This is a genomic window from Dactylosporangium sp. CA-139114 (assembly GCF_050955725.1).
GTDB lineage: Bacteria > Actinomycetota > Actinomycetes > Mycobacteriales > Micromonosporaceae > Dactylosporangium.
The window spans coordinates 8,162,374-8,173,710 of sequence record NZ_CP192080.1 but is presented as its reverse complement, the minus strand read 5'-3'; the positions used below and the strand labels follow the sequence as shown (position 1 = coordinate 8,173,710).

General features: G+C 72.9%; 13 protein-coding genes. 2 read left to right on the top strand and 11 right to left on the bottom strand.

Annotation, left to right across the window (positions count from 1 at the left end; genetic code table 11):
- Positions 1-39: 39 nt before the first annotated feature.
- The 3 genes from ACQP2P_RS36465 to ACQP2P_RS36455 all read right to left on the bottom strand — a co-directional run bounded on the left by ACQP2P_RS36465 (position 40) and on the right by ACQP2P_RS36455 (position 3,990).
- Positions 40-1,899 (bottom strand): hypothetical protein, encoded by a 1,860-nt coding sequence (locus ACQP2P_RS36465; protein WP_433608779.1) that lies wholly within the window; start codon positions 1,897-1,899, stop codon positions 40-42.
- 78 nt (positions 1,900-1,977) lie between these two features.
- The gene (locus ACQP2P_RS36460; protein WP_433608778.1) at positions 1,978-2,868 is read right to left on the bottom strand and encodes a hypothetical protein; all 891 of its coding nucleotides are present in this window, start codon (positions 2,866-2,868) and stop codon (positions 1,978-1,980) included.
- A gap of 42 nt (positions 2,869-2,910) precedes the next feature.
- Positions 2,911-3,990, bottom strand: a complete 1,080-nt coding sequence (locus ACQP2P_RS36455) for a diguanylate cyclase domain-containing protein (RefSeq protein WP_433608776.1) — start codon at positions 3,988-3,990, stop codon at positions 2,911-2,913.
- 114 nt (positions 3,991-4,104) lie between these two features.
- Between ACQP2P_RS36455 and ACQP2P_RS36450 the strand changes: the two genes are divergently transcribed.
- The gene (locus ACQP2P_RS36450; RefSeq protein WP_433608774.1) at positions 4,105-5,052 is read left to right on the top strand and encodes a hypothetical protein; all 948 of its coding nucleotides are present in this window, start codon (positions 4,105-4,107) and stop codon (positions 5,050-5,052) included.
- Here the strand turns inward: ACQP2P_RS36450 and ACQP2P_RS36445 are convergent.
- Both ACQP2P_RS36445 and ACQP2P_RS36440 read right to left on the bottom strand, forming a co-directional pair.
- A complete protein-coding gene (locus ACQP2P_RS36445) occupies positions 5,049-5,408 on the bottom strand; it encodes a GntR family transcriptional regulator (protein ID WP_433078458.1) in 360 nt (119 codons plus the stop codon). The two genes, ACQP2P_RS36450 and ACQP2P_RS36445, sit on opposite strands and share 4 nt — an antisense overlap.
- A gap of 10 nt (positions 5,409-5,418) precedes the next feature.
- Entirely contained in the window at positions 5,419-5,943 is a 525-nt protein-coding gene (locus ACQP2P_RS36440; RefSeq protein WP_433608771.1) for a TetR/AcrR family transcriptional regulator, read from the bottom strand.
- A gap of 61 nt (positions 5,944-6,004) precedes the next feature.
- Here ACQP2P_RS36440 and ACQP2P_RS36435 point away from each other — a divergent pair, with 61 nt between their 5' ends.
- Positions 6,005-6,889 carry an NADP-dependent oxidoreductase gene (locus ACQP2P_RS36435; protein WP_433608769.1) on the top strand — a complete coding sequence of 295 codons (885 nt, stop codon included), beginning with the start codon at positions 6,005-6,007 and terminating at the stop codon, positions 6,887-6,889.
- A 110-nt stretch (positions 6,890-6,999) separates the two neighbouring features.
- Here ACQP2P_RS36435 and ACQP2P_RS36430 read toward each other — a convergent pair whose 3' ends face one another.
- The 6 genes from ACQP2P_RS36430 to ACQP2P_RS36405 all read right to left on the bottom strand — a co-directional run bounded on the left by ACQP2P_RS36430 (position 7,000) and on the right by ACQP2P_RS36405 (position 11,193).
- Entirely contained in the window at positions 7,000-7,761 is a 762-nt protein-coding gene (locus tag ACQP2P_RS36430; RefSeq protein WP_433608767.1) for an ABC transporter permease, read from the bottom strand.
- Positions 7,762-7,771: 10 nt separating this feature from the next.
- A complete protein-coding gene (locus ACQP2P_RS36425; protein ID WP_433608765.1) occupies positions 7,772-8,515 on the bottom strand; it encodes an ABC transporter ATP-binding protein in 744 nt (247 codons plus the stop codon).
- Positions 8,512-9,375, bottom strand: coding sequence for a DUF4097 family beta strand repeat-containing protein (locus tag ACQP2P_RS36420; RefSeq protein ID WP_433608763.1), 864 nt, complete (start codon positions 9,373-9,375; stop codon positions 8,512-8,514). Before ACQP2P_RS36420 ends, ACQP2P_RS36425 begins: the two co-directional genes overlap by 4 nt.
- A gap of 87 nt (positions 9,376-9,462) precedes the next feature.
- Positions 9,463-9,963 carry a toxin-antitoxin system HicB family antitoxin gene (locus tag ACQP2P_RS36415; RefSeq protein WP_433608761.1) on the bottom strand — a complete coding sequence of 167 codons (501 nt, stop codon included), beginning with the start codon at positions 9,961-9,963 and terminating at the stop codon, positions 9,463-9,465.
- 480 nt (positions 9,964-10,443) lie between these two features.
- Positions 10,444-11,001 carry a hypothetical protein gene (locus ACQP2P_RS36410; RefSeq protein WP_433608760.1) on the bottom strand — a complete coding sequence of 186 codons (558 nt, stop codon included), beginning with the start codon at positions 10,999-11,001 and terminating at the stop codon, positions 10,444-10,446.
- Between the two features lie 18 nt (positions 11,002-11,019).
- Complete coding sequence (locus ACQP2P_RS36405; protein ID WP_433608758.1) at positions 11,020-11,193, bottom strand: hypothetical protein; 174 nt, start codon at positions 11,191-11,193, stop codon at positions 11,020-11,022.
- Positions 11,194-11,337: the final 144 nt, after the last annotated feature.

The window sequence follows — 11,337 nt, the reverse complement described above, 5'->3', positions numbered from 1 at the left end:
CGCGATCTGTCAACCGCTCCGGGTCACCAAGGCCGGCCGCTAGAGCGTGCGGACGTCCCACATCCACAGGCCGCCGGTGTTGGTGCCGGGGCCGTAGAGGTCGGTGAGCGTGGTGCGCACCGCGGCCCACTGCGCGCCCTGCGGGGCCAGGATCAGCGACGTGCGCCAGTACCGCAGATCCGCGCGCGCCTGCGCCCGGTCGGCGTCGGTGACCGGCGGCACCGTCTGCTGGTACATCGCCTGCGTGAAGAGCCGGTCGGTCGGGCGCAGCACCGGCCCGACGAAGGCGTGGTGGCCGGTGACGCCGTCGGCGGGGCCCAGGAAGTACCCGTGCGAGACCTTCATGTCCGCGTTGGTCGACCCGGCCCAGAAGATCGCGGTCGGGAAGTCCCACTGCGGCAGCGGCACGACGAGCACCGTCTGATCCGCGCCGACGTACTGCTTCCACGTCCCCGCCGCCACGAACTGCGGGACCGCGGGCCGCGTCACGACCTTGATCGGCATCGGCGCGGCCGGCACCAGCGCCGCCGCGAGCGCCGTGACCAGGAACAGCCGCCGCGTGCGCGCCGGCAGCCCGCGCAGGTCGGTCAGCCGCTGCACGCCGAGCGCGAGGATCGGCACGACCGCCCAGTTCGTGACCTCGCCGAGGCGGGTCGGCAGCAGCGTGTCGAACAGCGGCAGGTGCTGCAGCACCCAGAAGGGGCCGGGCACGCCGGTGTCGCGGCCCTGGAACTGCAGCGGGGTGCCCCAGGCGAGCACCTGGAAGCCGAGGCCGGTGATCGCCAGGCAGCGCACCAGTACGTCGTGCCACTGCCAGATGACCAGCGCGACCAGCAGCAGCACCAGGGCCCAGCCGAGGAAGCCGTGCTCCTCCGCGCCCAGCGGCGGCGGGGGCTCGCCGAAGCGGCGCAGGCGCTCGGCCACGCTGTTGCTGCCGTACGAGGTCAGGCCGAGCACGTCCATGCGGAACGTGGTCATGTACTGCTCGCCGCCGTTGTACGCGCCCGGGCCGAAGAACTGGAACCACAGCGGGTAGGCGAGCACCACGAGGGCGGCGCCCAAAGTCACGCCGAGCCCGGCCGCGAGCGGCCGGAGCGCGGCCCGCACCCGGTCGCGGCGCTGCACCGCGTAGAGGATCAGCACCGCCCCGATCGCGAGCGCGGCCAGGAACAGCGTCTCCTCGTTGATGAAGACCTGGTAGACGACGAGCGCGGCCAGGATCAGCCCGTTGCGCACCGGGCGGCCCTCGAGCAGCTTGAGTGAACGCCAGGCCAGCAGCGGTACCAGGAACTGCGCGACGAGGTTCACGTGGTAGGACGCGTGCGAGGTCACCGCGGGCGCGAACCCGCCGACGAGCCCGCCGACCCAGGCAGCGGTCCGGCTGGTGACCAGGTGCCGGGACAGCACCCAGTACCACGCGGCCGCGGTCCCGGCGATGCCGAGCACGATCAGGATGTCGAAGGTGACCTGCGGGCCGAACAGCAGCGTGATCGGCGAGAGGGGCAGCCCGAGGCCGAGCACGCTCGTGTTGGCCATGCCGTTGACGCCGAGCGGGGCGTTGTACTGCACGATGTGGAACGGGTTCTCGCCGTGCGAGACCACCCGGGCCGACCAGGCGAGGAAGTATTCGGCCTGGGCCCGGTCGCCGGGGCTGATCGGCATCCGCCGGCCGTAGTGGGCCAGGATCGGCGCGACCACGAACAGCGCGCCCAGCACGTAGCTGCCGAGCGCGAGCAGGTCGGCCCGGCGGCTGGTCGTCCGCGTGGTGGTGATGGCGGCGATGCTGTCCGATTCCTCGCTGGTCTTCTGCGGCGCCCTGCCGCGCTGTCGCACCAGCCTGCCGGTGGCCGGTGGGGTCGTGTCGTCTGTGTCGTCAGAGCCGGCCGTACCCGTCAACATCGCGTGACAATATCAGCGGGGCGGATCCGTGAACCCGGACCCGCCCCGCCGCGTTCGCCACTGTTGCGCGGCCGCTTCCTACCGGCTGCGCTCGGTGTAGGTGATGGTCGGCATCGGCATCGGCTGGGTCCCGAACGTGTCGGTCGGGGCCGGCGCCGGGATCGGGTTGCCGTTGATGTCGGTCGGCGCCGGGGCCGGGATCGGGTTGCCGTTGATGTCGGTCGGCAGCGGCGCCGGGTTCACCGTGTCGGTCGGCACCGGGCCGGGGTTCACCGTGTCGGTCGGCATCGGCACGGGCAGCGTGGCCGTCGGCTGCGGCACCGGGTTGCCGAACGTGTCCGTCGGCATCGGCGCCGGCGTCGGGCTCATGGTGTCGGTCGGCATCGGGACCGGGTTGCCGAACGTGTCGGACGGCGCCGGCACCGGCGCGGTGGCGCAGATGTCCGTCGGCGTCGGCGCCGGGGCCGTGGTGGTGTCGGTCGGCACCGGGTTCGCGGTGTCGGTCGGCGTCGGCACGGCGCCCCCGCCGAAGGTCGGCGTCGCGCCCGGCACGGTGGTCGCGGTCGGGTTCGGGATCGGGTCCTGCGTCGGCAGGGTCGACGGCGTCTCCTCCACCGTGCCCGCGGGGCCGCTCGGCGTGTCGAAGGCGCCGGGCGGAATGATCACCGAGGCGCCCGGGGCGGGCAGGCTCGGCGGCATGACGATCGTGCCGCCCGGGTTGGGCGTCGCGGGGTTGCCGAACGTGTCGGTCGGGCACGGCGTCGCGGTGGCGGTGGGTGCGCCCGGGTAGGCCGTCGTCCAGGCGCTGAGCGCGGGGTCCGGCGCCAAGGTCTCGGCCGCGCGCACGCCGCCGGGCACGGTCTGCGCGCCGGCTCCGGTCTGGTGGACAACGCCGGCGGTCAGCACGGCGAGGAAGCTGGCGGCCCCGACCGCGACCGGCAGTCGCCGTTTGCTCTTGCTGGCAGGCATTGGGTGAAACCCCCGTTGGTCTCGGTTGCAGTCACCCTATGTTTACCCGTCGCTACTCTTTGTAGTCAGAAAACGAGGATCTTTACGCCGTTCGTCTCGCGTACTGGTCGACGCCACCCGGTCGCGGCCACGCACCTTGGCGTCGTAGAGGGCCCGGTCGGCCGCGGCCAGGAGCGTCTCGGCGGTGGGCGCCGGCAGGTCGGCCGTGGTGGCGAGGCCGATGCTGAGCGTGGGCAGCCCGTCGGACAGGTCCGAGCTGCTCGCCACGTGCGCGCGCACCTGCGCCGCCACGGCCCGGGCGCGCTCCTCGCCGCCGGCGACCACGACCGCGAACTCGTCGCCGCCGAGCCGGGCGGGGCAGTCGCCGGGCCCGGCCGCCGCGCGCAGGGCCGCGCCCACGCGCGTGAGGACGGCGTCGCCGGTGCCGTGCCCCCAGGTGTCGTTGATCGTCTTGAAGTGGTCGACGTCGATGATGAGCAGGGCGCGCTCGGCCCCGGCGTGCAGCGCCCGGTCCAGGTCCAGGTCGAACGCGCGCCGGTTGGGCAGCCCGGTCAGCGCATCGGTGAGCGCCTGCTCCTCGAGCAGGGCGACCAGCGCCTCGGACCGGGCCCGCAGCTTCGACACGACGATCGTGGACACGGCGTAGGCGGTTACGAGCGCGGCGATGTCGGTGACGGCGGTCACGTCGGACTTGATCCAGAAGGTCACCACGGCGTCGGTCAGGCTGGCCGCGACGAGCAGGACGTACATGATGTCCCGGCGCACGAAGGTCGCGGCGTACAGCAGGGGCCACAGGAAGTACAGGTGCGCGCTGACGCTCACGTCCCGCGTGACGAGGTTCAGGACGCCGATCAGCAGTACCGCCAGGAACGGCACGGCCACCCAGAACGCCTCGGGCACCCGCTGCGGGACCAGCCGGCACAGCGCGCCCGCGGCCACCATGGCCCCGGCCATGGCCTCGGTCGTCAGCACGCCGAGCGTCGTTCCGCCGGCGAACCCCGGCACGAGCAGCGCGCAGGCGCCGACGACCGAGCCGCCGGCCATGAGGAAGTACGCCACCGCCCGCGTCGCCGCCACCCGGTCGCGCGCGTGGATCAGGGGCCGGACCGCTGCGCGCCACACCGAATGCCGATCGGCGGCCCGGGCTCGAAGCTGAGCCTTCGCCGACTTTCCGACACCGGGGTGTAGCGAGGGCCGACTATGCTGCGCGGGGTCTTCAGTTGCCGAGGAGCTTTCATGTCTGACCCATATGCGCCCCAGCCGAACTACGACCCCTATGGCCAGCAGCAGCAGCCCTCCTACGGCCAGGGATACGGCCAGGGCTACGGCCAGCAGCCCCCGGCGGCCGACCAGGGCTATGGGCAGCAGCCGCCCACGTACCAGCAGCCCCCGTCGCACCAGCAGCCTCCCTCGTACCAGCAGCCTCCCTCGTACCAGCAGCCTCCCTCGTACCAGCAGCCTCCCTCGTACGACCAGGGATACGGCTACGACCAGCCGCCGCCGCTCTACACGCCCCCGCCGAAGAAGAAGGGCAACGGGCTGCTGATCGGCCTGGGCATCGCCGCGATCGTGGTCGTGCTGTGCGGCGGCGTCGGCGCGGTCGCCTACGTCAACCTCTCCAAGGACGACGAGGCGAAGACGCCGACGGCCACCTCGTCGACCGGGGGCGCGAAGCCGCAGGCGTCACCCGGCTCGACCCGCACCACGAGCGCCCCGAAGACCCCGAAGGTCACGCTCACCGACCCGGCCACCATCGGCAACTGGAAGAAGCAGTCCAACCAGGACCAGGCCAAGACGATGAGCCAGCAGATGACGGACGCCGGGGTGCAGAACCCGTTCGCCGCGCAGTACCAGAACACCCAGAAGACCTCGCAGGTCGTCGTGGCCTGGGGCGGCACCGGCCCGGGGTTCAGCGTCGGCGGCCCGGACAAGCAGCTCAAGGACTTCTTCGACGGCGCCTTCAAGTCCCTCGGCGGCACCGGCAGCGACTCGACCCCGTTCGACCCGGGCAAGCTCGGCGGCAAGGCCGAGTGCCAGAAGACGGACGCGACCGGGGTGACGCTGTCGATCTGCGCCTGGGTCGGCACCGACGCGCTGCTGGCCTTCATGTTCAACCCCATGGAGCCCTCGGCCGCGGCCATCCAGGCGAAGCTCATGCTGCAGTCGATGGCCGTCGCCGGCTAGGTCCTGACGTTGAGCGCCGCCTCCGCGATCCGCAGCCCCTCCTCGGGGCCGATCCCGGAGGCGGCGACGACGGCCGCGAACTCCTCGGCCGCCCGCCGCACCCGCTCCAGCGCCGCCTGCCCGGCCGCGGTCACGTAGGAGCCGGCCCGGCCGCGTGTCTCGATCAGCCCGGCGTCCTCCAGCTCGCGATACGCGCGGGCGACGGTGTTCACGGCGAGCCCCAGCTCGGCGGCGAGGCTGCGGATCGTCGGCAGCCGGGTGCCCACGGCGAGCGACCGGTCCCGGATGCGGGCCGCGACCTGCAGCCGCAGCTGCTCGAAGGGCGGCACCGCCGACCCCGCGTCGATGACGAACATCACGCCAGTATCACGCCAGGAGCCCGGCCAGCACGACCTCCGTGAGCCGCGACGCCGCCTCGGGCACCGCACCGACCCCCGCGATCCCCATCAGCCCGGCCCGCACGTCCCGCACCGTCAGCCCGTCGCGCACCACACCGGCCCGGACCGCCCGCGCGACGAGCGCGTCCAACCGCGCGGCATGCTCGGCCCGTTGCACGGGAAAACGGCGCAGCAGGACGTCCCCGAGCCCACCGGCCGCGGCCCGCCGCCCCGCGAACCCCCGCACCACCAGCTCCAGCCCCACCCGGGGATCGGCCTGCCCCACGGCCGCCCGCAGGTCCCGCTCGCACCCGGTGACGAGCTCGTCCAGCACCGCGTCGACGAGCGCCCCGCGGCTGGGAAAGTGCCGGTAGACGGTCGCGACCCCGACGGACGCGGCCCGCGCCACCGCCCGGGTGGGCACGTCCACCCCGCCGGCCCCGAACGCCGCCCGCGCCCCGGCCACGATCCGGTCGCGGTTCTCCAGCGCGTCGGCGCGCCGTTTCCGAGTCACTTGCGGCTCCAAGACACTCACTTCCGGCCGGTCCGGCGGGGGCGTGCCTACGGTAGCCCGCATGCTCGCCGTACAGTTCGCGCAGTTCGGACCGCCCGAGGTCCTCCGGCTCGCCGAGGCCCCCGACCCGCACCCCGGCCCGGGGGAGGTGCGCGTGCGGGTCCGCGCCGCGGGCGTCTCACCCGTCGACGTCGCGCTGCGGGCCGGCACGTCCCCGTCCGCGGCCCGGCTGCCGCGCCCGCACATCCCCGGCGTCGACGCGGCCGGCGTGATCGACGAGGTCGGCCCCGGCGTCACCGGCTGGGCGCCCGGCGACGAGGTCTTCGGCATCGTGCCGCTCGCGACCCTCGGCGGGGCCACGGCCCAGCTCGCCGTCCTGCGCCACTGGGCCCGCCGCCCCGCACAGTTGCCGTGGGCCGAGGCGGGCGCGGCCGGGACGAGCCTGGAGACGGCCACGCGCGCCCTCGACCGCCTCGCGCTGGAGCCCGGGATGCGCCTGCTCGTCACCGGCGCGGCGGGCGGGGTGGGAAGCGTCGCCGTCCAGCTCGCGGTGCTGCGGGGCGTCCGGGTGTACGGCACCGGCAGCGCCGACGCCGCCGACTTCGTGGCCGCCCTGGGCGCCGAACCCCTGGGCCGGGAGATCGCCGGACGGTTCGACCGCGCCCTGGACACGGCCGGGGGCGGGCTCCTCCCGGCGCTGATCGAGGCCACCGGGGACGCGGCCCGCGTGCTGACCATCGCCGACTTCGCCGCGCCCGGGCTCGGCGTCGCCCTGTCGACGGGCGAGCCGGCGGGGGAGCCCGGCGGCCACCACGGGCTGGCCGAGGCGGGCCGGATTCGGGTGCCGCTGCAGGCCACGTACCCGATGTCCGACCCGCCCGCCGCGCACCGCGCCTTCGAGACCACCTCCCGCCGCGGCAAGCTCGCCTACGAGATCGACGCCTAGCGCAGCTCAAGCGCCGGGGCGAGCAGGCTCCGGGTGTACCGGTGGGCCGGCTCCTCGTACTCCGGCTCGGCCGGGCCCACCAGCGCACGAGGTACCGCCTGGCCGGCGCCCTAGGAGCTCTTGCGGCGGAAGGTGGCCATGGCGAAGGCGTACGCGACGACGAGGATGCCGGCGCACCAGGCGAGCGCCGCCCAGATGCCGGTGCCGACCGGCTGCCGCGTGAACAGGTCGCGGATCGCGTCGACGATCAGCGTCACCGGCTGGTGCTCGGCGAAGGCTCGCACCGGGCCGGGCATGGTGGCGGTCGGCACGAAGGCCGAGCTGATGAACGGCAGGAAGATGAGCGGGTAGGAGAACGCGCTCGCGCCGTCCACCGACTTCGCGGTGAGGCCGGGGATGATGGCGATCCACGTCAGGGCGAGGGTGAACAGGGCGAGGAGGCCGGCGACGGCCAGCCAGGCCAGCGGCCCCGCCGAGGAGCGGAAGCCCATGAGGAGGGCGACGAGCAGCACGGCCACGACCGAGATGAGGTTGGCCACCATCGAGGTCAGCACGTGCGCCCACAGCACGGACGAGCGGGCGACCGGCATGGACTGGAACCGCTCGAAGATGCCGCTGCGCATGTCGAGGAAGAGCCGGAACGCGGTGTACGAGATGCCCGAGGCGACCGTGATGAGCAGGATGCCGGGCAGCAGGTAGTCCACATAGGACTTCGAGCCGGAGTTGATCGCGCCGCCGAACACGTAGACGAACAACAGCATGAACGCGATCGGCATGATCGTGGTGGTGATGACGGTGTCGAGGCTGCGCGTGATGTGGCGCAGGGACCGCCCGGTCAGCACGGCGGTGTCGCCGAAGAAGTGGCCGCTCATCGGGGTTCCTTTACCTGTCCGCGCCGACGATGGTGAGGAAGACGTCCTCGAGGGTGGGCTGCTTCTCGACGTACTCGACCTTGGCCGGCGGCAGGAGCCGCCTGAGCTCGGCGAGGGTGCCGTTCACGATGATGCGGCCCTCGTGCAGGATCGCGATCCGGTCGGCGAGCTGCTCGGCCTCGTCGAGGTACTGGGTGGTGAGCAGCACCGTCGTGCCCCGCGCGGCGAGCTCCTTGACCGCCTGCCACACCTCGATGCGGCCCTGGGGGTCGAGCCCGGTCGTCGGCTCGTCGAGGAAGATGACCGGCGGATCCCCGACCAGGCTCATCGCGATGTCGAGCCGCCGCCGCATGCCACCCGAGTAGGTCGACACCTTCCGCCCGGCCGCGTCGGTCAGTGAGAACCGTGCGAGCAGGTCGTCGGCGACCCGGCCCGGCTTCTTGAGGTGCCGCAGCCGCGCGACGAGGACGAGGTTCTCGCGGCCGGTGAGGATCTCGTCGACGGCGGCGAACTGCCCGGTGAGGCTGATGGACTCGCGCACGTCCACCGGCTGCCCCCCGACGTCGAACCCGTTGACGCGGGCCGTGCCCGCATCGGCCTTGAGCAGCGTGGACAGGATCTTCACGACCGTGGTCTTCCCGGCCCCGTTCGAGCCGAGCAGGGCGAAGATGCCGCCCCTGGCCACCTCGAAGTCGACACCGTGCAGCACCGGCACCTTGCCGTACGCCTTCTGCAGGCCTTGCACCTGGATCATGTCGTGGCTTCCCTTCGGGGCGTGGTGACGCGGCGGACGAAGACGTTGCCGTAGTTGGCGTGCAGGTGGAGCTCGACCGTGCGGTCGCTCCCGGCGGCGTCCGGGTCGGGGGTGAGCTCGTTGCGGACCCGGCCGTTGGCGGAGCTGGCGTCGATCCAGGCCGCGATGCCGGTCGGGACGCCGACGTCGATGTCGGCGTGGCCGTTGTCGAGCCGGAACGTCCCGCCGCCGACCTCCCGGATGCGGATGGGTCCGTGGGCGCTGCGCGCGGTCACGTCGCCGAGGGCCCGGTCGATGGTGAGTGCCCCGGACGTGGTGACCTCCACGTCGCCGGCGGCGGTGCCCAGCTCCAGGCTGCCGTGCGAGGCCCGCAGCCGGGCGTTGCCGCGCACCTCGACGATGCGGACCGAGCCATGGCCGGCGGTGAGGTCGAGCGGACCGGTCACCTCGGCGATGTCGGTGCTGCCGTACGGCACCTCGAGGACGAGCCCGGCGACGGTGTCGGCGGTGACGCCGCCGTACTTGAGCACGATCCGGGCATCCCCGAGGACGCCCCGGGTCCGCACCGAGCCGTACGCGTTGTCGATGTTGACCCGCGACCCGGTCGGGACCTCGCAGCGGACGTCGACCGAGTCGCCCTTGCTGAACAGGTTGAGCCGGCGCGGGACCTTGACCCGCACCCGCCCGTTGTCGAACCCGACCGTGGTGTCGCGGGCGAGCGACTCGTCGCCGTTGCGGCCGGCTCGGCTCGGCACGATCTCGACGACGGCGTCGGGCCGGTCCGAGGCGACGATGTCGACGAACGCGACACCGGCGGTGACGTCCAGGTCGATCGGCCCGGACACGTCGTAACTGGGCATGGTTGGCCTCCACATGGGCATGCCGGATCGGTCCCGCCATGCGACGGGACTGCGCAACTGTTTGGTGTGGCTCGTGTTCGGCCGGGGTCAGCGGGCCCAGCCGGTGAAGCGCTCGCCGCTGCTGGTCTTGCGCGTCGTGGCGGGCCGGGCGGCGGGTTCCAGGGCGGCGGCGATCGCGCGCACGAACCACGAGTTGACCGACACCCCCTCCTCGGCCGCGGCCTGCTCGACCCGGGCCTTGAGCCGGTCGGGAAGCCGCAGCGTGGTGCGTGAGGTCACCGTGTCGTCGAGCGGCTCGGCCGGCACCGCGACCCCGGGCGCCTCCGGCCCGCCCGCCTCCGGCATCGCGGGACGAGTCACCACCAACTGCGGATCACGCCCTCGCAACATGACGTCGACCGAGCCGGGCGCGATCTGCCGCGTGATCTCGCCGGCCACGTCGCTCAGGACCCCCAGCAGCATGAGGCGCACCGCGGCGTCGAGGGCGGCGTTGAGCTGCTCGGCTACGGCCCGGGCGGCGTCGTCGCCGTGCTCGGCGGTCGCGGCCAGCTGCGTCTGCAGTTCGGAGACGTACCGGTCGAGGTCCATGACACCAAGTTAGCACTCGTGTGGTGTCAGTACAAGCCTCTATGACACCACGCGACACCACTGCGGCGCCGCTGGTGGTGTCATCGACTCGGGTGGGCGCCTTCGACGCAATGCGTGGTGTAGTTGCGCCGTGGGGCACATCGAGACGGCGGCCATGCGGAACATCCGTCGGTGGCTCAGGGGTGAGATCGTCAACCGGACCACCGGCATTCGGCTGGTGGATGGCCCCCGTGACGGCCGATGCCAGATCGTGCATCTGGACACGGACGGCCGGCCCCCGCCGCGACTACGGACGAGCGGCTTCGGTGGCGATACGTGGTCCGTCTACGTCCTGTCGACCACGGGTGGGGACGGTGCGGAGCATTCGTGGACGTACAGGTTCGCGGGCACCGAGCCCCGAGCGTGATCTGCTGCCTGCCGGGCACCGCGAAGCGGCTTGGCCTGGCGCGGATCCCGGCGTCCAGGAACGGTCGACGTCCGCTAAGAGGTGCCGGTCCAGCTGTACCAGCTGCCGCCGAGGCGGTCGAAGTTTGCCGACCAGTCGACGACGGCGGCGAACGCGCACCGGCTGGCCGCCCATCGCATCTTGCGCGGCGCGCCGGTGCAGAGCAGGACCATGGTGAGGACGCCGATGACTGGTCCGATCAGGAACCAGCTCCTCCATCCGCCGGCGGTTCTGGCGACGTAGACGGTCCAGCCGAGCCAGCAACAGCCAATGAGCACGGAAGCGCAGCCGCCGGCCATGAACAGGAACGAGTCGCCGCCCGGGTAGCTCACGGGCCAGAGCACGCCACCCACCGCCGCAGCGACGAGCACGTGGACCGCCCAGAGCTGCGGCCAGCCAGGCCCAGCTTCCGGCGCGGAGTCGTCGCCGCCCCCGCTGTTCCAGCCGGTCTTGGCGTCCGTGACACCTCGATTCGGCGTGACACGGCCGGACGCCACGTGTACCGGCAACTCGAAGTGCTGATCGATTACCCGCCGGTCGGTCGAAAGCCGCCACCATCCCGACCCGCCCATGTCGAGGCAGCGCCGAAGCATTGCAGCCTCCGCTGACGATCAGCCGATGCGCCGCTGCGCCACCGCCACGCCGCGAGCGAGGAAGGCCAACACGGCGAGGGCGAAGCCGAGGTACTTCAGCGCGATCGCGCGGAACACCCAGCGCCCCTCCGTGAGCAGGCCGCCGCGCGTGACGCCGGCGGTCGGGTCATCCGGGTCGACGTAGAGGGTCACCACATCGCCCTTGTGCAGGTTGCCGGCGCCGGCCAGGCCCGTGTGGTACTGGTGGCCGCCGACCTCGTACGAGATCAGCGCCTCGCGCAGGTCGTCGCTGTCGAACCAGCCCCCGTTCGAGGGGCTGGAACAGACGGGTGCGTC

What these genes read in the sequence shown, in the direction of transcription:
- ACQP2P_RS36465 (WP_433608779.1), bottom strand. Translation starts at nt 1,899, where the DNA reads ATGTTGACGGGTACGGCCGGCTCTGACGACACAGACGACACGACCCCA.
- ACQP2P_RS36460 (WP_433608778.1), bottom strand. Translation starts at nt 2,868, where the DNA reads ATGCCTGCCAGCAAGAGCAAACGGCGACTGCCGGTCGCGGTCGGGGCC.
- ACQP2P_RS36450 (WP_433608774.1), top strand. Translation starts at nt 4,105, where the DNA reads ATGTCTGACCCATATGCGCCCCAGCCGAACTACGACCCCTATGGCCAG.
- ACQP2P_RS36445 (WP_433078458.1), bottom strand. Translation starts at nt 5,408, where the DNA reads ATGTTCGTCATCGACGCGGGGTCGGCGGTGCCGCCCTTCGAGCAGCTG.
- ACQP2P_RS36435 (WP_433608769.1), top strand. Translation starts at nt 6,005, where the DNA reads ATGCTCGCCGTACAGTTCGCGCAGTTCGGACCGCCCGAGGTCCTCCGG.
- ACQP2P_RS36430 (WP_433608767.1), bottom strand. Translation starts at nt 7,761, where the DNA reads ATGAGCGGCCACTTCTTCGGCGACACCGCCGTGCTGACCGGGCGGTCC.
- ACQP2P_RS36425 (WP_433608765.1), bottom strand. Translation starts at nt 8,515, where the DNA reads ATGATCCAGGTGCAAGGCCTGCAGAAGGCGTACGGCAAGGTGCCGGTG.
- ACQP2P_RS36420 (WP_433608763.1), bottom strand. Translation starts at nt 9,375, where the DNA reads ATGCCCAGTTACGACGTGTCCGGGCCGATCGACCTGGACGTCACCGCC.
- ACQP2P_RS36415 (WP_433608761.1), bottom strand. Translation starts at nt 9,963, where the DNA reads ATGGACCTCGACCGGTACGTCTCCGAACTGCAGACGCAGCTGGCCGCG.
- ACQP2P_RS36410 (WP_433608760.1), bottom strand. Translation starts at nt 11,001, where the DNA reads ATGCTTCGGCGCTGCCTCGACATGGGCGGGTCGGGATGGTGGCGGCTT.